Source organism: Gynuella sp. (assembly GCF_050297175.1).
GTDB lineage: Bacteria > Pseudomonadota > Gammaproteobacteria > Pseudomonadales > Natronospirillaceae > Gynuella.
The window spans coordinates 125,374-145,938 of the sequence record NZ_JBNKSF010000062.1 but is presented as its reverse complement, the minus strand read 5'-3'; the positions used below and the strand labels follow the sequence as shown (position 1 = coordinate 145,938).

General features: G+C 47.1%; 21 protein-coding genes. 10 read left to right on the top strand and 11 right to left on the bottom strand.

What is annotated here, in order from left to right:
- On the top strand, positions 1-187 hold a 187-nt coding region (locus ACQY6I_RS24835), incomplete at its 5' end, for a hypothetical protein (RefSeq protein ID WP_428244381.1).
- A 181-nt stretch (positions 188-368) separates the two neighbouring features.
- Here the strand turns inward: ACQY6I_RS24835 and ACQY6I_RS24830 are convergent.
- On the bottom strand, positions 369-1,079 hold the full coding sequence (locus ACQY6I_RS24830) for an alpha/beta fold hydrolase (protein WP_428244380.1): 711 nt from the start codon (positions 1,077-1,079) through the stop codon (positions 369-371).
- A 500-nt stretch (positions 1,080-1,579) separates the two neighbouring features.
- Here ACQY6I_RS24830 and ACQY6I_RS24825 point away from each other — a divergent pair, with 500 nt between their 5' ends.
- The 3 genes from ACQY6I_RS24825 to ACQY6I_RS24815 all read left to right on the top strand — a co-directional run bounded on the left by ACQY6I_RS24825 (position 1,580) and on the right by ACQY6I_RS24815 (position 6,274).
- Positions 1,580-3,094: an AMP-binding protein gene (locus ACQY6I_RS24825; protein WP_428244379.1), complete on the top strand. Its 1,515-nt coding sequence runs from the start codon at positions 1,580-1,582 to the stop codon at positions 3,092-3,094.
- Between the two features lie 715 nt (positions 3,095-3,809).
- A complete protein-coding gene (locus ACQY6I_RS24820; RefSeq protein ID WP_428244378.1) occupies positions 3,810-4,640 on the top strand; it encodes a M48 family metallopeptidase in 831 nt (276 codons plus the stop codon).
- 473 nt (positions 4,641-5,113) lie between these two features.
- Positions 5,114-6,274 carry a dienelactone hydrolase family protein gene (locus ACQY6I_RS24815; RefSeq protein WP_428244377.1) on the top strand — a complete coding sequence of 387 codons (1,161 nt, stop codon included), beginning with the start codon at positions 5,114-5,116 and terminating at the stop codon, positions 6,272-6,274.
- Here the strand turns inward: ACQY6I_RS24815 and ACQY6I_RS24810 are convergent.
- Together ACQY6I_RS24810 and ACQY6I_RS24805 are read right to left on the bottom strand one after the other, a co-directional pair.
- The gene (locus tag ACQY6I_RS24810; protein ID WP_428244376.1) at positions 6,264-7,400 is read right to left on the bottom strand and encodes a DNA alkylation repair protein; all 1,137 of its coding nucleotides are present in this window, start codon (positions 7,398-7,400) and stop codon (positions 6,264-6,266) included. The genes ACQY6I_RS24815 and ACQY6I_RS24810 overlap by 11 nt on opposite strands.
- 76 nt (positions 7,401-7,476) lie before the next feature.
- On the bottom strand, positions 7,477-7,794 hold the full coding sequence (locus tag ACQY6I_RS24805; protein ID WP_428244375.1) for a hypothetical protein: 318 nt from the start codon (positions 7,792-7,794) through the stop codon (positions 7,477-7,479).
- Positions 7,795-7,855: 61 nt separating this feature from the next.
- Here ACQY6I_RS24805 and ACQY6I_RS24800 point away from each other — a divergent pair, with 61 nt between their 5' ends.
- The gene (locus tag ACQY6I_RS24800; RefSeq protein ID WP_428244373.1) at positions 7,856-8,602 is read left to right on the top strand and encodes a helix-turn-helix transcriptional regulator; all 747 of its coding nucleotides are present in this window, start codon (positions 7,856-7,858) and stop codon (positions 8,600-8,602) included.
- A 20-nt stretch (positions 8,603-8,622) separates the two neighbouring features.
- A complete protein-coding gene (locus tag ACQY6I_RS24795) occupies positions 8,623-8,907 on the top strand; it encodes a putative quinol monooxygenase (protein WP_428244372.1) in 285 nt (94 codons plus the stop codon).
- Positions 8,908-9,054: 147 nt separating this feature from the next.
- Here the strand turns inward: ACQY6I_RS24795 and ACQY6I_RS24790 are convergent, their stop codons facing one another.
- The 4 genes from ACQY6I_RS24790 to fepD form a co-directional block, all read right to left on the bottom strand.
- Positions 9,055-9,588, bottom strand: coding sequence for a chorismate mutase (locus tag ACQY6I_RS24790; RefSeq protein ID WP_428244370.1), 534 nt, complete (start codon positions 9,586-9,588; stop codon positions 9,055-9,057).
- Between the two features lie 158 nt (positions 9,589-9,746).
- Entirely contained in the window at positions 9,747-10,565 is an 819-nt protein-coding gene (locus ACQY6I_RS24785) for an ABC transporter ATP-binding protein (protein WP_428244369.1), read from the bottom strand.
- Positions 10,562-11,572, bottom strand: coding sequence for an iron-enterobactin ABC transporter permease (gene fepG / locus ACQY6I_RS24780; RefSeq protein WP_428244367.1), 1,011 nt, complete (start codon positions 11,570-11,572; stop codon positions 10,562-10,564). Before fepG ends, ACQY6I_RS24785 begins: the two co-directional genes overlap by 4 nt.
- Positions 11,569-12,621 (bottom strand): Fe(3+)-siderophore ABC transporter permease, encoded by a 1,053-nt coding sequence (gene fepD / locus ACQY6I_RS24775; RefSeq protein WP_428244366.1) that lies wholly within the window; start codon positions 12,619-12,621, stop codon positions 11,569-11,571. Before fepD ends, fepG begins: the two co-directional genes overlap by 4 nt.
- A 239-nt stretch (positions 12,622-12,860) precedes the next feature.
- On the opposite strand from fepD, the gene entS reads away from it, so the two are divergent.
- Positions 12,861-14,141, top strand: a complete 1,281-nt coding sequence (gene entS / locus ACQY6I_RS24770) for an enterobactin transporter EntS (RefSeq protein WP_428244365.1) — start codon at positions 12,861-12,863, stop codon at positions 14,139-14,141.
- On the opposite strand, the gene ACQY6I_RS24765 is transcribed toward entS, so the two are convergent.
- The 4 genes from ACQY6I_RS24765 to ACQY6I_RS24750 form a co-directional block, all read right to left on the bottom strand.
- Positions 14,138-14,788, bottom strand: a complete 651-nt coding sequence (locus ACQY6I_RS24765; RefSeq protein WP_428244364.1) for a hypothetical protein — start codon at positions 14,786-14,788, stop codon at positions 14,138-14,140. The genes entS and ACQY6I_RS24765 overlap by 4 nt on opposite strands.
- A 25-nt stretch (positions 14,789-14,813) precedes the next feature.
- Positions 14,814-15,239, bottom strand: a complete 426-nt coding sequence (locus ACQY6I_RS24760; protein ID WP_428244363.1) for a DNA polymerase III subunit chi — start codon at positions 15,237-15,239, stop codon at positions 14,814-14,816.
- 77 nt (positions 15,240-15,316) lie between these two features.
- Positions 15,317-15,748 carry a methylglyoxal synthase gene (locus ACQY6I_RS24755; RefSeq protein ID WP_428244362.1) on the bottom strand — a complete coding sequence of 144 codons (432 nt, stop codon included), beginning with the start codon at positions 15,746-15,748 and terminating at the stop codon, positions 15,317-15,319.
- 16 nt (positions 15,749-15,764) lie between these two features.
- Positions 15,765-16,166: a VanZ family protein gene (locus tag ACQY6I_RS24750; protein WP_428244360.1), complete on the bottom strand. Its 402-nt coding sequence runs from the start codon at positions 16,164-16,166 to the stop codon at positions 15,765-15,767.
- A 1,183-nt stretch (positions 16,167-17,349) separates the two neighbouring features.
- Between ACQY6I_RS24750 and ACQY6I_RS24745 the strand changes: the two genes are divergently transcribed.
- The 3 genes from ACQY6I_RS24745 to ACQY6I_RS24735 all read left to right on the top strand — a co-directional run bounded on the left by ACQY6I_RS24745 (position 17,350) and on the right by ACQY6I_RS24735 (position 20,565).
- Complete coding sequence (locus ACQY6I_RS24745; protein WP_428244359.1) at positions 17,350-18,813, top strand: hypothetical protein; 1,464 nt, start codon at positions 17,350-17,352, stop codon at positions 18,811-18,813.
- A gap of 87 nt (positions 18,814-18,900) precedes the next feature.
- A complete protein-coding gene (locus ACQY6I_RS24740) occupies positions 18,901-19,641 on the top strand; it encodes an FKBP-type peptidyl-prolyl cis-trans isomerase (RefSeq protein WP_428244358.1) in 741 nt (246 codons plus the stop codon).
- Positions 19,642-19,980: 339 nt separating this feature from the next.
- A complete protein-coding gene (locus ACQY6I_RS24735; protein WP_428244357.1) occupies positions 19,981-20,565 on the top strand; it encodes a PDC sensor domain-containing protein in 585 nt (194 codons plus the stop codon).

Here is a 20,565-nt window from a genome sequence, read left to right as displayed (position 1 = left end):
GAAATACCGTAATGTGAACGATGGTGAATACAGCTCTGTGTTGCTGACACAGGACCCCAGCGAACTGATTACCACAGCTACATTGGATCTTGACGGTGCTGGCGTCTATGAATTCACGGTTGCGGTGTATGATGTGAACGGCTTGTACAGCGATTTCAGCCAACCTGTACAGGTGAGCATTCAATAATCACGCAATCCTCTCGATTGATTTTTTTAAGACTCCCCACATTGTGGGGAGTTTTTTTATGGGTGACAGAACAAGCTCTCAAATCAATCCTCTCGCGGTGTAATCTGCTGTCTTGAAAGCAGATATTGACACTTCATTAGTTCAACCGATATACGGAAAACAGACTTGTTTCATAAGGTTTTTAGGTTAACCAGTTTCTGAAGGCCTGAGATATTTCTTCTGGCGATTCGACCGTCGACATGTGGCCACAGTTGGCCAGTGTCACCAAGTGAGAATCGGGGAGGTAGGCAACCATTTCCTGATGTTGTGCGACTGGGCTCCAGCGATCTGCGTCGCCGCAGATGAGCAGCGTTGGTATGTTGATTTGTGATAGCAATGGCTGGGCATCGGGACGATTCAGTAATGCGGTGATTTGCTTTTGAAAGTCTTGTACTGAATATCGGCAGATCATTTGTTTCAGGTTAGTCATCAAGGTTTCATTTTGCTGTCCTGCGGGACTCATCATCGGTGGTAGCCAGGTATCGGCAACTGCGCCCATGCCCTGTTCTGCAGCCAGTGCCAGTAATTGCTCCCGGCCAGCTGTTTCTTTTTCCTGCCGGGGATGCATACCGCTATTGAGCAGGGCCATTTTTTGGAACCGTCCGGGGGCCAGGCGATAAGCTTCCAGCGCGACACGCCCGCCCATGGAGTGACCGGCTACAGAAATGGTACCTGTAGTCGTTGCCAGCAGGTGCTCTGCCATGGCGGTAATAGAGTCAAACCCCCGGAAATTCAGAATGGAGACGGTGGCAATATCATGAAGAGAATCGGCAATGTGCTGCCAGACACGTTCATCGCTCAGTAATCCACACAGCAATACAAGCGAAGGTTTGGGAGTGGGTGAGGTCTTCAAAGAGTAATCCTCCAGCTAAAAAGTATGTGGTTCGGAAAAACCATAACATTAAAGGGTTAATGCGCATGATATCAGAATAATATCAAATTACTTGACATTGTGCGGTTCAAATGAAAATAATTCTCTCCAGTACACGACTCGCTCAGATGTGATGTCTGGCGTTCTGATCAGCGTTTTCAAGGTATTCCCGATAAGTGTTGGTTTGTTGGGGCGGATATTTGAAGAAGTTGAGGGTATACGGTTTCTGTTTACAAAAATAATTACTGACAGAGTGTATGAAAATAATCGGTGGAAATTCCTTGCATCATTTTGATGCGGCAATTTTCCGTTTTTTAAAGTCTCCTGGATAGCATGACGGTGTGGGCGGTGCAGTCCATTGATACATGTCTGATATGGACAACGATTCGTCTGGTCTGAGAGCTGTGTATTACCCGTTGAGTCACAATCAAGCACGGGTGATAAACCGATAAGTTTAATGATAAGTTGACTGAGGTCCTGAAATGTTTATAGCACCAGCAGATTCAATTGCCCTGTTTGCAAAGGCAAAGCCTGAAAAAATTGCCGCAAGGGATTTGGTTACCGGTGAAAGCTGGAACTATGTCGAGTTCGACGATGCAATTGGCCGCCTCGCGAGTTATTTGCTGGAAGCCGGCGGACGACCAGGTGATCGTGTGGTTGTGGCATCCCGTAATAGTGTTCGTCAGGTTATGTTGCACCTTGCCTGTTCACGTGCGGGGCTTATTTTCGCACCTCTGAACTGGCGTTTGTCCGTTGCTGAAATTACGGTATTACTTGAGCTTGCTGAGCCCTGTATGTTGTTGACGGATTCGGCTTCTGAAGCATTGTTTGCTGGTTGTGACGGTGTGCAATATTTACATGAGTTTGTGACGGCCAGTGCTGCCAGTCAACCGCTGCAGCAGACCGCCCGAGACATGAATCGCCCGAGTTTACTGTTGTTTACTTCCGGTACAACCAGTAAACCGAAAGGGGTGTTGCTGACGGAAAAGAACCTGGTGATGACAGGCGTTAATTTTGGCATGTTGACGACGGTTAGCGATTCCAGTTGCTTTTTGTGTGAAGCACCGATGTTCCATGTCATTGGGATCGTAACCAATATCCGATCTGTGATACAGCAGGGCGGAACCATTGTCGTGTCGGATGGTTTTAAACCGGCCAGGACTTTAGAGTGGTTTGCCGATCCCGAGCTGGGCATTACGCATTACATCGGAGTCCCGCAAATGGTTGAGAGCTTTCGCCAACAACCGGAGTTTACTCCTGCCGCGTTAAAATCACTGACAGCACTGGTGACCGGCGGTGCTCCTCATAAGCGTTCTGATATTCTGGCCTGGCTGGAGGATGAGATTCCAGTGGTGAGTGGATTTGGTATGAGTGAGGCCGGTACGATTTTTGGCATGCCGCCGGATTTGAATGTAATCAGCAAAAAGGCAGGCTCTATCGGTTTGACGGTGCCTTGGTTGGAAGTACAAATCATGGATGGCAATGGGCAGCCCTGTCGTGTTAATCAGGAGGGAGAGTTGTGGATTCGCGGCGACAATGTCATGCCTTATTACTACAACAATCCCGAGGCTACCAGTGCTGCCATTACTGAAGACGGGTGGTTCAGAACCGGCGATATTGTGCGTTGCGATGAGGACGGTTTCTTTTGGGCGATGGATCGTAAAAAGGATATGTATATCTCTGGAGGAGAGAATATCTATCCGGCTGAAATCGAAGCTGTGTTGATTGAATATCCCAATATTCGTGAGGTCGCGGTATTTGGCGTACCTGACGAGAAATGGGGCGAAGTTGGATGTGTGGTCGCGGTACCGGTCAATCCGGATGAGTTTGATGAAAGCCATATGTTGGAATTTCTATCCACCCGGCTGGCACGCTACAAGATCCCTAAAAAAGTGATAGTCGCTGAACAACTTCCCAGAACATCAACCGGAAAGCTTCAAAAAGCAGTACTCAAATCGGATCTTGCCAGTATTGATCAGAACATGACTGGCTATTAATTATCTGTCGAAGAGTCGTTGGCAGGGTGTGCAATAGAGAGTGCCAGGAGGGAGTGTTGTTTCCTCTGCCCGTTGAACCTGATTGTGGATATGGAGGGGCTTCGACCTCTGGAGATGTGAAGAAGCCTCAGAATAACGTTGGCGATGTGGGTCGTTATTCAGTCAATCCTTAAATCTTCGTGTCTGCGAATAACGACATCCCCCACGGCAGCCATTACCATCCAGTCTCCTTCCGGGTGTGATGGCTCTGCAAATAGGCAGGTCATGATAAATCTTGCCGTTCTTCAGCATAATGATGCGTTCACAATATTGTGATGCCAGAATAATGTCATGAATAATCATAATGACGGCAATATTCTGTTTTTGAGCTTGCTTGACAATTGAAACACCGCATGCTGATGCGCTGGATCCAGGCTGGAGGCACATTCATCCAGGAATAGACAGCGATGTGAAGACTTGCTGCCAAGCATGTGGGTGCAACACTGTGGACAGTTGCACGCGCTGTTTCTCACTACCGGAAAGAGTAGGGCATGCCGGTTCTGTCAGGCTCTCTGTACCAGTCATTGTGATGCATTGTGGAGCTTGCAGGTATTCCTGTCTGCGGACACTGATGTGCGTGCTTGCAGAAAAAACAGCTGCGAATACGTTGACGAGTCGCTTTCCCTCATACCAGAATAGATGCCTTTTTTAATGACCGTCTGAATAAGGAGATCTCATGAGAAGAGCCCTGATAATGGCATTTTCGACAGCGTTGATCAGTGCCTGTGCAACTAGCCCCACGGGGCGCTCTCAGTTGATGTTAATTTCCCCGGAAGCTGCCATCAGCGAATCCCGGCAGGCTTATGTAAGCACTGTCACTGAACTGAATCAAAGCCATAAACTGATTACTGATAAGGCTTGGGTACAGCGGATTTCGACCATCACCGGACGGCTGGTAACCGAAGCGATCAAAATTCAGCCCGCCAGTGCTGACTGGCAGTGGAGTGTCGCGATTATTGATGATCCGGATACCCTCAATGCGTGGTGTATGGCAGGTGGACGCATGGCTATATACAGCGGTATTGTGACCAAACTGCAGTTAACCGATGATGAAATTGCGCAGATTATGGGGCATGAAATTTCCCATGCCCTGGCCAATCATACGGCAGAGCAGATGTCGCGGGCGGTATTGATGAATGCTGGACTGTCGGTTGCGTCCCAAGTAACTGATGACAATGGTTTGGTACTGAACGGTACTGCCATGGCGGCACAATTAGCGCTGCAGTTGCCAAACAGCCGGACTGCTGAATCCGAAGCGGATCGTATTGGTATTGAATTGGCAGCACGAGCAGGTTACGACCCCCGGGCCGCTGTCAGTTTGTGGAATAAAATGTCGGCGTCCGGCAATGGTGGTCCTCCACAATTTCTCAGTACTCACCCTTCACCTCAGAACCGCTCCCAAACTCTGCAGTCATTGGGCCCGGAAATGCGCGCGCTGAATCCTGGTTTGACAAAAGCCAAAGTCTATCCGGTGAAAATCATCACCAATGTTGCTCAGTTGAAATAAAATGATGTTGGATCGAACAGTGGGATCGTCCTGTTCGATCCTTGTTCTTGAGTCAGACTGATATACAAAACATATTGTTTTGAGGCTGTATAGAGACTTTCCGTTCATCGGGTATCCCTGATTTCATTTCTTACTCGTATCGGCTGACCGATACAAATCCCCGGATTTCATAAATTTATCGACAAGGTTCACTTATGTCCTTTAAGGAGTATTATTGGCCGGTGTTTTTGTGGGTGAGAGATCAGGAAATTTATCTTCTGGTCGATATTTTTACCGGGAACCACAGTACGAATGAGATGTTTGAAATGAGTATGCTTTTCAGGCCTTATGCTGCATGGAGGCTGCCTCGGGCCTATAGGAATATATTTTCGATGGGCGTGAGTGCGGGTGTATTCACTATTTCTTTCCCAATCGCCAGTTCTCTCCATTACATAAAGACAGACTTAAAATTAATACAATAAAGGTCTTTGATGATGAAATCTCTGATTATTTTATGTGCGCTTACATGGGTATCGTTTATTGCCTATGGTGATTCTCAATATCAAACGCAGGCAATAGACTCTCCAGATAGAAGCTTTCCTGTTTTTTATCAGCAGCTGAAAGATAAAATGTCTTTCTCGATGGCTTGGAATGACAAGGTGAAGTCACCCAGGCGCTGGCGGAAAAAAGGGCTGGCCAAAGCCCGGGAGTTAATTTTCCCCTATGAGGACACGACTCCCTTTGACGCTGTTGTTATCGACAGCGTGGAAAGAGACGGTTACCGGGCTGAAAAAGTGGTCTTTAATATCAGTGCTGAGAGCCGTGTGCTGGCATTGTTGTTGACCCCTGATGGGGATGGACCGCATCCAGCGGCGCTGTTTTTACATGATCATGGGGCGCGGTTTGATATCGGTAAGGAGAAATTTGTGCAAACCTGGGGAGATGATGCGCGACTGACGTCGTCGCGGCAGTGGGCAGATAAGTATTTTTCCGGACGTTTCCCCGGAGATGAGTTGGCCAGGCGTGGTTATGTCGTGTTGTCGATCGATGCATTGGGTTGGGGGGATCGTTCTGTTCCCGGATTCAAAACTCATTCTCAGCAGGCATTGGCATCCAATTTATTTAACCTTGGTAGTTCATTTGCCGGAATTATCGCGTTAGAGGATAAACGGGCTGCCGATTTTCTGGCCAGTTTACCGCAGGTGGATACTAAACGGGTTGCCGCTGTGGGTTTTTCCATGGGTGCGTTCCGGGCCTGGCAGGTGGCGGCTTTGTCTGACTCGATCACCGCGGGCGTTGCCGATTGTTGGATGGCGACCATGAAAGGTTTAATGGTGCCTGGTAATAATCAGCTGAAAGGGCAGTCTTCGTTCACCATGTTGCATCCTTATATGGCGCGCTACCTGGATTATCCGGATATTGCTGCTTTGGCGGCACCAAAGCCCCTGCTGGTGTTTGCCGGTGGCCAGGATAAGTTATTCCCGGTGGATTCTGTGCAGGAGGCTTTTTCCCGGCTACATGAGGTTTGGCGTGCCAATGGAGTTGAAGATCGTTTATTAACCCGGATCTGGCCGGACAAAAGCCATACCTTCACTAAAGATATGCAGGATGCTGCATTTGCCTGGCTGGATCAGCAGTTCGGGGTTAACAGGTAAGTTCAAAATCAATCCAGCCGGTATCCTGACCATTGATCCGTAGGGACAGAGACTGCTGCCCTTCATAATAACGACGGGTAGTGATCGAACGAATGGAATGCCGGCGATTCAGTTCCACGGTTGTTCCGGCTGCCAAGGTAATCTGCTTCCATTTGAATACTTTGGGTTTTTGCTGGCCATTGGCTTTACGAAAATGCAGTAGGTAGTCGATCATCAGTGTTTGTTCGGTGCTGGCGGTTGAGCGTAGCTTGCAGTAGAAATCCAGTGTTTCTCCCAGGCGTATCTGTGGTTGTTTGAGTTTCAAGGCGGTGAGTTCAAACGCCTGGGTATTCAGGCCAAAGGCTGCCAGAGTATTTGAGTGCCCCTGCTTGATTAGGGTGCGACAGGCATGACGAATCAGTTTTTGCCGCTCGGGGGTGGCATCCTTTAGCCAGTCATGGGCCAAATTCGCTACCAGGTCAGGGTGGTCTTTGGCGATGTCGTTCAGATGATTGGCAACAGATCGACGGACATATTCCTCCGGGTCGTCGCGCAGCGCTGTCAATAAAGGCAGTACGGGCGCTGGATCGGCAATTAACTGTGGAAGTTGCATAGCCCAGGGAAGTCTTGGGCGTGTTCCTTCTGAAACCAGGCGGCGTACATGGTAGTTGGAGCTTTGAACCCAGGTGGACAAAATGTTCAGGGCTTTGGGTTGATCTGCCAACAAAAAATAACGAATATCAAATTCGGCGGAAAAATGTGGTGTCAGTGTTTTCAGCATGTCCATAGATTGTTTGAACGCACCTTGACCATGTTGACCAACAACTGCACAGAGAGGGAGAGTGCCCCAACCGGTTATTCCAGATTCATTGCTTTGTCGGTCTGTCGTCGTATCCGATTGCAATAGAGCGGTAATCAGGCGATAGCGCTGTCGGGTATTCGTTGGCAGAACCCGATGTAACTCATCGGTAATTAATTGCACCCTCTGTTTGAATTCCAGAGCTGATAATTTGGGGATGATCAGCCGTTCAAATGTACGGCGATGAAACGATGGTAGTTGTTCTTGCAAGTGATCGGCAAGGCAACGAACCAGTTGTTCTGAAATGTAGTCTTTGATAGCAGCCATTGTCACTTTAATCGTGGTCAAAACAGTCTTCAGCCCGGCAAAACGACGATGTTATATAATCGATTACCAGGCCATCCAGTTGATATGGGCGTTTGGTTTAATTGAGATGCGTACTCAAAGATTCGCAGATTTCGATATTGGCACTGGTCGCGTTCATATCCATGATGGCAAAAAATGCCATGCAGACTTCTGACTGTTGTTCCTCCGCCATGACATCTTCGAGCGATTTCCGATCTTTAAATTGAATGATATCCATAAACTGACCATCGTCTCTACGTACCAGTTCGCGACGAATAATACCCGGCTGATGACACACAAATTCAGCCTGGAAACGTTCTGATGCAGTGAGCAGTTCGGTTTCGGTTTTTCCTGCGGCCAGTTTTATTGGTGCCAGTACGGTGATGGTTTGGCTCATAACAGTTTACTCCTGGTTGATTAATTACCCTGGCTAAGCTTAGATATAAATATGACAAAGAATGACGTATTTATTTATGGCCGGCTCCTCAGTGACACATCGATTACATAGACTTGATCAACTTAAGGCCCGGATTCAATCCGGCGAGCCTGCCACCATTCGTCAGGTGGCGGAAGAGTTTGGCGTCAGTATGCGTACAGTTTGTCGTGATCTTGAGGTATTGCGGGATCAGGGATTGCCTGTTGAAGCAGATCGAGGGCGTGGCGGTGGCATTCGTCTGCACCGGCATTGGGGAATAGGGCGGGTTAATTTCAGCTATGCTGAAGCGGTGGATCTGTTGGTCAGTTTTGCTATTGCAGAACAGATGCGGTCGCCGTTATTTATGGCCGGCATGCATCATATCCGACGTAAATTAATGGCATCATTCAGTCAGGAAATGAAACAAAAAGTAAACCGTTTGAAATCCAGAATTTTGGTGGGTCCAACAATATCCAGTACGGTTTTTGCGACTTTCGCTGCGTCTGATCCTTCGGTGGTGAAAATTCTGCATCAAACTTTTTTACTTCAGCATCGGTTAAAGATACGATACCGCAGCGAGCAACAGGTGGTCACTGAACGTTGCATTCAACCACATTATTTGTTGCTGTGTTATCCTATTTGGTATGTACTTGCATGGGATGAATTGCGTCAGGATGTTCGGACTTTTCGCTGTGACCGGGTTATGACGGCTCATGCTGATGAAAAAGAGTTCCGGTTATTACCATTTAATCGGTTTAATAGGGCTCTGGAAGGTTTGGAAACATTATAAATTAAGAAAGGAGATCACTCATGTCAAAAGTTGTGTTAATGGGCCATATTATCGTTCCCCGTAGCAGCCTGGCGGCTGTTATTGCTGAACTGGATAACCATATCGCACAGACTCTGCAGGAACCCGGATGTCTGGTATTTGACGTTAAGCAGGACAAATATCAGTCTAATCGTTTTAACGTTTATGAAGAGTTTGTTGATAATGATGCTTTTGAGGCCCATCAGATTCGAGTGCGGAAATCTCTTTGGGGAATTCTTTCCGCCAAAGCGGAGCGGCACTATCAGGTGATTCGGGAGGCTTTGTAATTTAAGGTTTTTGCATCAGCTCTGTTTCAAAAATAATGCCCAATTGACCAGACCGGCACAATATTTAAGTGCCGGTTTTTTTTGCCTTATTAAAAAGTGTTATTAGAATTTCAATCCGACAAAAACGTTCAAGTGATTTACTGTTTGTTACATTTTTATTCTGATTTTCAGTAATGCATTGAACAGCAGCTGTTTATCACCCTCACTGACATAATCCACATTTATTTGCCGACTGAAGAGATCGTACTGCGAGGGCTGAAATACGCCATATTGCTGTTGATATTGTGCGATCTGTTCGATGATCTGGTCCCCGAGTTTTAGTAGCTCAGGTCTGACTACCGATGTTAGGTCTCTGGCTGCATGATCGGCTGGATGGGACAAAAATTCTGCACGATAGCGATACTGAATTGCCTTTGCTACTGCAATCTGGGCCTGAAAGAAAGATTCAATCGTCATAGGATTGAGTCCTTTTTGTCTGGCAGCATCTTTGGCCTGTTCTATCACGGTGGCTTCGCGCCCGATATCTTCAATGGGCAAATGATTGTCGGCTTTGTATATCGCAACGTCTTCCATATAGCCAAGGCGTTTGTTAATGGTATTGAATAAGGTTGTGGCGTTGGTTTCAGCATTGGCCTGTAGTGCTAGCAGCGTTAGCATGAGAGTTGTCAGCAGTGTTTTCATAAATTGACCCATTTTGATGAAAGCGGCAATTTACCACTTATAAATCGATTGATGCCAATATTCTGGGGGGTTGTATCCGGGTATCACCACGTCATTACGTTTGGTAGTAGTGAAACTATCAGGAACTTGACGGTGGACAACGTGTTCTGGTGACGGTTTCAGTTGTGTCCCAGTGGGATAACCAGTGGTGTGTGTGAGATCGGGTCATCAATGATGACGCACGGCAGTCCAAATACTTCATGGATCAGTTCAGCCGTAACAATCTCGCGGGGATTACCGGTGGCTATTATGTTGCCGTCGCGCATGGCAATGATGTGATCGGCATAGCGACAGGCATGGTTGAGGTCGTGTAGTACTGCCACCAATGTTTGCTCGGCATTCTGATTTAGTATGCGGAACAGTTCCAGCAATTCGATCTGATGGGCGATGTCGAGATAGGTAGTCGGTTCGTCCAATAGCAACAATGAAGTTTGTTGGGCCAGTACCATAGCGATCCATACTCTCTGTCGCTGACCGCCGGACAGCTGATCAACGGGCACGGTTGCCAGGCAGTCTACTCCAGTGGCATGCATGGCATTTTGGATCGCTTCTTCATCTTCAGGACGCCATTGCTGGAACCAGGTTTGATACGGGTAACGTCCTCTGGAGACTAATTCAGCAACACTGATGCCATCTGGAGCGGTGGAGCTTTGTGGTAACAATCCCAGCCTTCTGGCGACTTCTTTGGTGGGATAGCTGTGGATGTCCCTTCCGTCCAGCGTGACACTACCAGCCAGTGGTTTGAGCAACCGGCTCAGGGCTCTTAATAATGTGGATTTACCGCAGGCGTTCGGACCTACAATAACGGTAAAAGAGTTTTCTGGAATGGCGACTGTCAGTTGTTCCGAAATGACTCTCTGGGGATAACCAATCGTCAGGTTTTCAGCTTTTAGAGGCGCTTTTTCGTTGGCGGATGGGAGAGCGGTACAGGCGGTCATGATGATTTTGATTCCCTTAGCAATAGCCAGACTAAATATATTCCCCCGATACTCACGGTTACGACTCCGACGGGCAGTTGGTTAGGGGCAAACAACGTCTGGGATAAAAAATCAGCAGTTAACAGCAAGGTTGCTCCCATCAATCCAGCCGCTGGAAATGTCACGCTGTGACTGCCGGTGAGGCGTTTGGCCAGTTGGGGAGCTGCCAATGCAATAAATGAAACAGGGCCTGCTGCAGCGGTGACTGCAGCCGTCAAGGCAACGCCTGCCAGCATCAACCAGAGCCGGGTTCTTTCTGCCGCCACTCCCAGAGCATTGGCAGCATCGTCACCCATTTCCAGCAGGCGCATCCGGGTGGTCAGGGTGGTGGCAAAAGATATCGTGACAAGAATAACCAGCGCTGCCGGAATACCTTTATTCCAGGTAATGCCATTTAACGAGCCGGCTCCCCAGAGCGCAGCGGACATGGCGGATTCCAGGCTGGCGGAAATCAGCATCCAGGTATTCAGTGCCGTCAGCATAGCGCTGATGGCAATGCCGACAATGATCAACCGAAACCCCTGTACTCCCTGGCGGTAAGCCAACAGATAGACCAGTGCCGCAGAACCGATACCGCCAATCAAAGCACCGGCAGCCAGGTGAAAATAATGCCCGCCAAATAAAATAATAGTAACGATCACGCCAGTATATGAGCCGGTGTTAAAACCAATGACGTCAGGGCTGCCTAAAGGGTTGCGTATCAATGATTGAAAAATAGTACCGCTGATACCCAGTCCCGCTCCCAGGACCATCGCCATAAATATTCTCGGCAGACGCCATTGTGTTACCACGGTTACCAGGTAGTCCGGCCCATTGCCCGTAAGTGCGTGCAGCAATTGTGAAGCAGACAGAGTGAGCTGCCCGTTGGACAGTGCGACAACGGAGAGTGTACTGCAAACCATGATCAATCCGGTCAGACCAAGGCGATACTGATTGGGTTTGTGATGCACGGTCTTGGCTGGATTCATAACATGCTCAGGGATTTTTTGGATCGTACCAGCACGATCAGTACGGCGGCGCCGATAAAGGCTGTGACGATGGAAACACGCAGTTCTCCGGTCACTATGATCCGGCCGAGAATATCTGATGACAGTAATAATGTCGGTGCCATCACCATGCTCAATGGAATGATCCAGCGCTGATCGGGGCCGACGATCCAACGGGCGACATGGGGAACCATCAGACCAATAAATGCGATGGGCCCGGCAGCGGCAGTAGCACCTCCACAGAGCAGTGTAATGCTCACCAATCCCCAGAATTGAATGCCGATGATCTGTGAACCCAGTGAGGCGGCAAGATCCTCGCCCATGCTCAATGCATTGAGTGAGCGTGATAACCATAATGCGATAATGCAGCCGATGATAATGAAGGGAGCAATGGCTGTTGGCATATCGATGTTTCTAACGTCCAAAGTACCAGCTTCCCAAAAACGGGTGCGGTCAAATACCTCGGGGCTGAGCAGAGTGATACCTGATGCAATACCGCTTAGTACAGCACCAATCGCAATGCCTGCCAGAGTTAATTTGATTGGACTGGATTTGCCTGCGGCAAGAGTGCCAATTAGAAACACTATGATGGTGGTAATGCATGCACCGAGAAAAGCAAACCAGATGTAGTCTTCAATGCTGACGGCACTGAAAAATGCGATTCCGACCACCACTGCAAAGCCTGCACCCGCGTTGACGCCGAAAATCCCCGGGTCTGCCAGAGGGTTTCGGGTAACGGCCTGAATTATCGCTCCCGCGGTTCCCAAGCCTGCGCCGGCCAGTAACCCCAGCAACGTTCTGGGGATTCTGCCCTGGAGAATAATAATGCTGTCAGCGTGGGTGTTTCCGTTTAGCAGGCTATCCATCACAACTTTTAAAGGAATCGCTTTTGACCCGATCAACAAGCTTAATATGCAGGCCAGCATTAACAGTATTGAACTGAGTCCCAGCCAGCGCAAACAGTATTTTTGCCTGGCTTTAAGAGTCAGCGAGTGACTGGAATCGGGTGAGGGTATGAACAACAACGACATAGTTGGCTCTAAATAATAATAATATTGATTATCATTTGTATTTGTAGATGGTAGCATGCCAGTCCAGCTCATGCATCAATAAAAGTTGACCTCATTATTGAAAGGGTGATTTTTTGAATGGAGTTTATTGGCGTCCGGGCTGTTATTCAGAGGCTTGTGCGTCCGGCAAAAGCGTTACCTGATAATAGTGTATGGTTTGTTTCTGATGTTTTTTAGTTCCAATTTTTACGCGGATTACTATGGCTAAATCAATTTTTCTCAACTTCAGTTTGCTGAAAACCAATCCAGGATTTCGTGCCATTTTCATTGCCCGTTTGATGTCCGTTCTTGGCATTGGCATGTTGAATGTTGCAGTACCCGTGCAGATTCATGCGTTGACAGGATCGACGTTGCAGGTGGGGGTGGCAGTCGCGCTTGATGGTATTGGTATGTTTGTGGGGTTAATGCTGGGCGGAGTGTTGGCGGATCGCTGGGATCGTCGCAAGCTGATTTTGTTTTCGCGCTTTATTTGCGGTATCGGATTTGTTGGGCTGGCAGTTAATAGCTTCTATCACGAACCTTCTGTGTTAGCGGTTTATGTTGTTGCCTTGTGGGATGGTTTTTTCAGTGCCATCGGTATGACTGCGCTGCTGGCTTCGTTGCCTCATTTGGTTGGGCGCGAAAATATTCCTGCCGCAGGTGCCCTGAGTATGCTGATTGTTCGGATTGGATCGGTTTTGTCACCTGCTATCGCCGGAGTGGTGATTGTCGCAGTTGGAGTCAGTTGGAATTATACCCTGGCGGCCATAGGAACACTGGCCACGCTTTTGTCTCTCGTGCGTTTGCCATCGATGAAACCTGATGTTCCAGAGCAGCCGGAACATCCTATACGTTCACTGATCGGGGGATTTCAGTTTGTTCTGACTCATCGTATCGTTGGTTCGGTCGTGGCATTGGGGACCGTAGAGGCATTGGTTAGTTCGATACGGGTTTTGTTTCCGGCCCTGGCGATGGTGGCATTCGGGGGAGGGCCGTTTGAAGTAGGGTTGATGTATTCAGCGGTCCCGTTGGGAGCGACTATCGGAGCGCTGACCAGTGGCTGGGTAAGGGACGCCTCCCGTCCTGGTGTGATCATGCTAACTACTGCATTACTGATGTTCCTGACGGTTATGTTGATGAGCACGATCGGTTACTTACTGTTGATGCTGATCGCTCTTGTGCTGTTAGGGTATCTTGGGTCGATAGGTTCGTTGCTGCAGTATTCCATGGTTCAGGGACACACACCTGATCATATGCTTGGACGTATTAACAGTTTCTGGACGGCTCAGGATGTCGTTGGTGATTCTGCCGGAGCCTTGGGAATTGGCTTTTTAGGGCGGGTATTTGCGCCGCTTGTGACGTTGATGAGCTTTGGCCTGACGACTTTCTCGCTTGGAATGCTGATGGCCGTCGGCTTCAGATCCCTGCGTCGGGCCAGTCTGAATGATCCTGCGATGCAGGAAGTTGCCATGGTTTCCGAAGAACTACCGGCAAATAGTTAGTCTTCCGGTTCGTTGCTCTGATCAGAATGACGGGAGTCGTGGTGGGACTGCTCCATGATCAGGGCTTCCAACTTCAACATCACCTCCATTTCAATTTTCTGCACGAAAGATGGCAGTACTTTATCAATGGCCTCCTGGATAATATCACCCAATTCCTGGTGTAATTGATCCAACAAATCTTCGGCGGTCAATTGATGCTGCTCAGGCGTGCTGGTCTGAGCATCTTCATTGATTACCTCCTCTTTAGGAAAGATGAACTCTTCTTCATCTTCTTCCGACAACTCTGTGTGTGCTTCGAACTGGCTGTCTGGTTGTATCAGAGAGTCTGGTAGATCGAATAAAGAAGATGTTACCGAATGCTCTGACTCTGACACGGGTGTGATTCGGTTTTGGCGAATAATCCTGGCCAGTTCTTCGGCAGCCTTGGCTTCGGCATCGTTACGTTTGCTGATCAATTGAGCCAAGGTTTCACTGGACAGGAAGGGGTTTTCCTTCCGTTGTTGAATGGTTTTCTCATGCCCGACAACTTCTTCCAGCGTAGGAATAAAGTTATCTTTGTCCGCATTTTGCTCTTCACTCAACGTATCCTTCAGGTTCTCCAGTTCCTGAAGCAGCTTATCTGTTCCAGTATCCTTATCGTTTGACATTGTTGCTCCGCCGGCCTCCAGGGCATTATTTTCTCAGGTCATGACGGTGTAGAGGATACCCTCTTTGTTGGAAAAAACGATAGTGCTTCCTGCAGTTAGTCAGAATTTCCGGTTGTTGACAGACCACTTCAATATAGCGTTCAAAGCGACTGAAGAATTCTGGAATGTTTTGACCCATGTTAACAATCACATTGTTATGGTGATGCGGGTTGGCCTGCCAGGTGATTTCAACCGGGTGTACTGAATCCGATTCGATAATTCCATGGGGGATAAATGATTCCGGTTTAAAATCCCATAGGCGGGTATCCAGTATGCCTGCTTCATGAGCATCGTCGACACAGATCAGAATCCGGTGTCCGAGGCTGTGGATCTTATCCACCAGGCGACAACAATAATTGACCCGGTCGTCGAGGCTGGGGGTGGCGAGTATATGAAAATCCACTCTGGTCATAGGTTTCTTGATGATTGTTGAGAAAAACAGAATCTGAGCCTCTATGATCAACAAGTAATCATAGAGGCAGCGTCATTTTATACTTGGCGTGTCGTATAGTTTGAAAAATCCGGTCTGGGTTTGTCATAAGCTTCGGAAATCAGAGGTGAACGGATTATATAGTCAGCAGATGCCTGATTACACGCTACCGGTATATTCCACAATGCCGCTATACGTAGCAATGCCTTGATATCCGGATCGTGAGGCATTGGTTCCAGCGGATCCCAGAAAAAGATCAGCATATCGATTACCCCTTCGGCAATCTTAGCGCCAATCTGCTGATCGCCACCCAAAGGACCGCTCAGGAGCCGGTTGATTTTTTTGCCCAGAGCCTCCTCCATTAACTTTCCGGTAGTGCCGGTGGCATAGATATTCATATTTTCAAAATACCGGATATTTATTTTGGCCCAGTCGGTCAGTTCTTGTTTTTTGTGGTCATGAGCAACCAATGCGACATTTTTTACAGCCATAGTCGTAATCCTTCGGTCAGTTGTTGGTCAGGGTCCAGCGTGCCTTGAGCACGAAGGTCTTTTTCAGTAATGGAGTACATCCGTAGTAAAGCAGTAACCCGATCAGATCGGCACCCCAGTCAGCCAGAGAAAAGGTTCGATAGGGGAAAAAGCTCTGTGCCACCTCAATGAGAATGCCGAAAGTAGCCAAGCTTAATACCTTAATCCCCCAGAAAGAACGTTTTGGGAACGCTGCGTCTATTAATAACGCCAATCCAAAGTATGCAATGAGATGGTTGACTTTGTCGTTACTGCCGGCCGGTTGACTGATTGGGGCCAGAGATAAATACGTCACGACAAGTATTGCTGCAGCAAACAGCCATCTGGCAGAACGGAGCCAGAGTTTTTCCAGATTGAGATTACGTAAGTGCAGAGACATGACAGGCCTTAAATTGTATAGAGGATATTGTGCCTGATTATCCACATAGGCTCATTAAAAAATGAATTTTTGCAGGAAAACTCTGGGTTTTTATAGGGTTAATAACATGGAGCATACAAAGGTTCAGAAAAATGCCGTATTTCTGTCCTTTTTTAGTAAAGGTGGCGAATTGCGGAAATATGTTTACTCATGTGTGCTGATGCTTATGCACAATCCTTGAGCGCCAATTGTCAAGAGGTGGTTTTTTCTCTCAAAAAAAACCTTTTTAACATGTTGACATTTATAACTGATTGAAAAATAAAGAGTTTTTTGTGTTGGTTAAAAAATGATCAATTTAACGAATACCCTCAAATATCGGGTAATTTGATGCTTACCGCAATGCTTATCTACAGTTTTATCCACAGAATTCGTGGATAAAGTGCTGTAAGCTAGATATGACGCGGGGTTTACAAAAATACTCCGATTTTAAGTCGTTTGTGGATAAATATTTGGAGTGTTTTTTCCAGTAGCGCCAGTATTGAGAAAAGTTATCCTCAATTGTGACAAGTTGTATTAATTGATTTTGTCTTGACTTTTTTTCGATGTGATGATCGCCATAAGCAGTTGAAAAATAAAGAAAATTTGAACTGGTTCTATTTTGTGCAAATCGGCAAAACACCCGTGAACTCTGTGTTACAGGAACTTTTCCCATTTTACTTAACAAAGTTATCCACAGTTTTTGTGCATAACTTGAGCTGCTCTCGAATGCCTGTAAATGTAGTCAGTTTGTTTGTCATTGATTTGTGGCTGGCTGACGGTGAGTACATCCAATGGATTTTGACGAAAATACGGCCCATCAGTCACAAACTTCAGAACTGAGACAGATTTCCTCTTGCACCCATGTATTCTGTTGTCAAAATCACACATAATGTTGCACGTTTATTTTTATGCTCTTATTTGTGATTTGTCCGTTGACCGTCATACCGCACGTGTGCAACATGCTGGCTCCGGTCCAGGTTGTCCAGAGTTACCACGCCGATAATTGGTCACTTCTTCATCGTTTTACTCTTTTTGCAATCGTGGTAGTAGCTTTTAATCGCTTCATGGATAAATACACATTGGGTGTTGGTCGCTCAAACCAGACGGATGGTGTGTCGAGCTTTAGAAATAAAGGTGTAAACGGGTTTTTGAAGAGGATGGAATTGTGTCGACAAGTGTGATTGTGGCGTGGGCAACAGCGAATCCGGGACAGGCGGCTCTGGTATTTTGCTGCTGCTGGGTGCTTCTTTTTTTTGCCAGGTCGATGGTGCATCAATTGTTGCTCGCGCTGGCCAGCTGGGTTTCAAGGTTGTTGCGGCACATGGCGAAGTTGCTTCTGATATGGCTGGATAAAATCAATGTTCGCAATCGCGAAGTGCTGCTCAATCAAGCTCTGCAGTTGCAGGAGCAGCTGATTGAGCGTGAATTTCAGCGAATTGCCGGTATCGTGAATAACGATCTTTCTGGCTATCCGCGATTGCAGAAGGCTATTGCCAGTCAAATTTCGTTGATAGAAGAAGATTATCAGAAATGTGGATTGGAGCCAGAACCTTCACCTGAGTGGGTTGAGGCGCTGGCTGTTATTGTCGAACTGAAGAAGGCTCAGGAAGGGCATCCTGCGTTGTTGAAAATATTAACGGATATTCACGAGTCGGCTGTGAGTCTGCAAAAGAAGTCTCTGGGTGATTACCGTGACGCCATCGCCCGAAAACATCAGCTGCTGCATGCTATGATGCCGCACTGGCGACGACTCCATAATTCGGTATCCGGTATTGGCGGTAAAATCAGAGGGCTTGTTGAACATGCTGCCATTATCGACCGTTATATGCAGAGCTATGAGGAAATACGCAGTCAAACAGATCAAATTCACAGACAATTGCTGTCTTCGGTTGCATCCAGGTTTATTCGGGATTGTCTTTTGATGGTGTCGGGTTTGGCTGGTATAGGGTTGAATCTATTGTTGATTTCGACGCATTTCGGGGGCGTTATAAAAGTTACTGAGTCAACGCCATTTATATATACCCCTCAGTTTTTGGCAATAACGCTTGTTCTCATGCAATTGTCTGTCAGTATGGTGTTGCTGGAGTTGTTGCGGGTAACGAATATGTTTGCTGGGTTTGGCCGATTATCTGAAACATTGAGACGTCGGTTAACCTGGGCGTTTATCGCATTGTTGCTGGGGTTTGCAGCGGTTGAGTCCAGCTCTATGTTAATTGAGCCGAGTAATGGCGAAGCTGCTGTTGAAGGTATATTGGGGATTGGCGGAGAGTATTTGCCGGTGGGTGATTCGTTGTTGCCAGTGCTCCCTCAAATGTTGTTGGGATTTGTTCTGCCGTTGGCGCTGACTGTTGTATTGATTCCATTTGAGGGAATTATCCGTGACTCCAGAGTGATCGCTGGACGTTTGGTAGAATATTTTTTTGTTGTAATGATCACAGTGTTGAGATTAATGGCGCGGTATGTTGCTGCATTGCTGCGTCTTGGAATTCCTTTGTTTGATCTATTGATTTTTCTTCCTTTATGGGTGGATGGATTTGTCCGGGAGAAAACTCATGAGATTAAACAGAAAGGTGCCGGGAAGAAAGAAGAATTACCCGTGGCAGGCGGTGCATTTTTAAGAAAAGACTGAATAGGTGTTGACGTATTTGTTGTGCTTATAAATGTCTGGTTAAAAAACCGTCTTTTTTTAATAACAATTGAAAACGAAGGATAATTAATGATTAAACGAATCGCCACCTTGAGTGCAGCCACGCTGCTTTTGGTTGCTTGTAATCAGGACAAAGTAGAAGCTTCTACTGAGTCACCGCAAGTGGCAGCGGCAGAGCAGGCTGCAGCAGAATATACTTCTAATCCTCAGATCATCAGTTATGGCGTGGGTTACAATATTGGTACTCAGGTTTCCAGTGACCCTAATTTTCCGGCAGATGTGGATGCTATTGTTGCAGGTTTAAGAGATGCTATTGCCGGTACTGATCCAAAAGTAGATCCAGACAAAGTGTCTGCTGCGGTACAGGCTTTCCAGGAAGAGTTGGCAGCTGAGCAAGCTAAAGTGGCTGAAGCAGCTAAGGCTGAAGCTGACAAGTTTTTAGCAGATACAGCTGCGAAAGAAGGTTATCATAAAACTGAATCGGGTCTGTTATATCGTGTTATCAAGTCTGGTGCTGAAGGCAAAAAACCAGGCCCCGATGATACGGTTAAAACTCATTATCATGGAACGCTGGTAGACGGAACTGTATTTGACAGCTCTGTTGAGCGTGGTGAGCCGGTTGAGTTTCCTGTCTCAGGTGTTATTCCTGGATGGACTGAAGCATTGCAAATGATGAATGTTGGAGACAAGTGGGAATTGGTTATTCCGCCAGACTTGGCGTATGGGGCTAATCCTCCACCAAGTATTCCGGCGAATTCCGTGTTGATATTTGAAGTTGAGTTGTTGGATATCAAAGAACCCAAAAGCTGATCGGGTAGCACCTGTTTAATGTGTATTCAGTCTTTGTTGTATCGATTGCATATTAAATATTGAGCAGGTTGCTTACTAAATTGATATTGATGAGCAAGTGGTTTCGAAGAATACGCTTGTTGTTATAGTCTTCACTTGTGTCGTCTTGAGAAGCAGCTCCTAGGGGCTGCTTTTTTGTTCTCACGTTTTCCTTGCTGTAGTATTCTGTCTCTGTCTCTATCTCTATCTCTATCTCTGTTGCTTATTTTTGTATTTATCATGACAACCTCCTGGCTTGAACTTCAGCTGCACTAAACTACTCTGGTTTTATGGTGAAAACTTAATAGTCAGGGGGTTTTTATGTGTAATAAAAAGTTATTTGATGTTTTTTACCGAATTGTGGTGATCATGGTAAGCATATTGTTTTTTGGAATGAGTTGTCCTGTTTGGGCAGAAGAGCCTCCTCCTGAATTGTTCGAATATGTCCCAGAGCTGACTAAGTGGGGTATGGATCCTGTGTTGGTTGCCGCAGTAAGGGAGCAAAATGCAAAAAAAATGACGCTGGCGTCTATTAAAATACGTGATGAAGAATGGCGCGCTATGTCAGGCGTTGATGATGAGATGCGTATGCTCATGAATAATAGTGCAGCCAAACGGCTGTTGGAGTTAGAGCAGCAGAAGCCTTTTTTTATCGAACTGTTTTTGATGGATGATCAGGGCGCAAATGTGGCAATGACGAATAAGACTTCTGATTATTGGCAGGGGGATGAAGCAAAGTTTATTCAGTCATACAAGGATGGTGTGGGAGATGTTCATATTGGAGATGTTGAGTATGACGACAGTGTGCAAGCATATCTCGTGCAAGTTTCTGTACCTGTGATGGAGTCGGGTGGTGCGATCGGAGCTTTGACGATCGGTATCAATCTGGATGAGTTGCTGCAGTGA

Bases quoted from the DNA above. Each gene is read 5' to 3' on its own strand.
- ACQY6I_RS24825 (WP_428244379.1), top strand. From the start codon at position 1,580: ATGTTTATAGCACCAGCAGATTCAATTGCCCTGTTTGCAAAGGCAAAG.
- ACQY6I_RS24820 (WP_428244378.1), top strand. From the start codon at position 3,810: ATGAGAAGAGCCCTGATAATGGCATTTTCGACAGCGTTGATCAGTGCC.
- ACQY6I_RS24815 (WP_428244377.1), top strand. From the start codon at position 5,114: ATGAAATCTCTGATTATTTTATGTGCGCTTACATGGGTATCGTTTATT.
- ACQY6I_RS24805 (WP_428244375.1), bottom strand. From the start codon at position 7,794: ATGAGCCAAACCATCACCGTACTGGCACCAATAAAACTGGCCGCAGGA.
- ACQY6I_RS24800 (WP_428244373.1), top strand. From the start codon at position 7,856: ATGACGTATTTATTTATGGCCGGCTCCTCAGTGACACATCGATTACAT.
- ACQY6I_RS24795 (WP_428244372.1), top strand. From the start codon at position 8,623: ATGTCAAAAGTTGTGTTAATGGGCCATATTATCGTTCCCCGTAGCAGC.
- ACQY6I_RS24790 (WP_428244370.1), bottom strand. From the start codon at position 9,588: ATGAAAACACTGCTGACAACTCTCATGCTAACGCTGCTAGCACTACAG.
- ACQY6I_RS24785 (WP_428244369.1), bottom strand. From the start codon at position 10,565: ATGACCGCCTGTACCGCTCTCCCATCCGCCAACGAAAAAGCGCCTCTA.
- fepG (WP_428244367.1), bottom strand. From the start codon at position 11,572: ATGAATCCAGCCAAGACCGTGCATCACAAACCCAATCAGTATCGCCTT.
- fepD (WP_428244366.1), bottom strand. From the start codon at position 12,621: ATGTCGTTGTTGTTCATACCCTCACCCGATTCCAGTCACTCGCTGACT.
- entS (WP_428244365.1), top strand. From the start codon at position 12,861: ATGGCTAAATCAATTTTTCTCAACTTCAGTTTGCTGAAAACCAATCCA.
- ACQY6I_RS24765 (WP_428244364.1), bottom strand. From the start codon at position 14,788: ATGTCAAACGATAAGGATACTGGAACAGATAAGCTGCTTCAGGAACTG.
- ACQY6I_RS24760 (WP_428244363.1), bottom strand. From the start codon at position 15,239: ATGACCAGAGTGGATTTTCATATACTCGCCACCCCCAGCCTCGACGAC.
- ACQY6I_RS24755 (WP_428244362.1), bottom strand. From the start codon at position 15,748: ATGGCTGTAAAAAATGTCGCATTGGTTGCTCATGACCACAAAAAACAA.
- ACQY6I_RS24750 (WP_428244360.1), bottom strand. From the start codon at position 16,166: ATGTCTCTGCACTTACGTAATCTCAATCTGGAAAAACTCTGGCTCCGT.
- ACQY6I_RS24740 (WP_428244358.1), top strand. From the start codon at position 18,901: ATGATTAAACGAATCGCCACCTTGAGTGCAGCCACGCTGCTTTTGGTT.
- ACQY6I_RS24735 (WP_428244357.1), top strand. From the start codon at position 19,981: ATGTGTAATAAAAAGTTATTTGATGTTTTTTACCGAATTGTGGTGATC.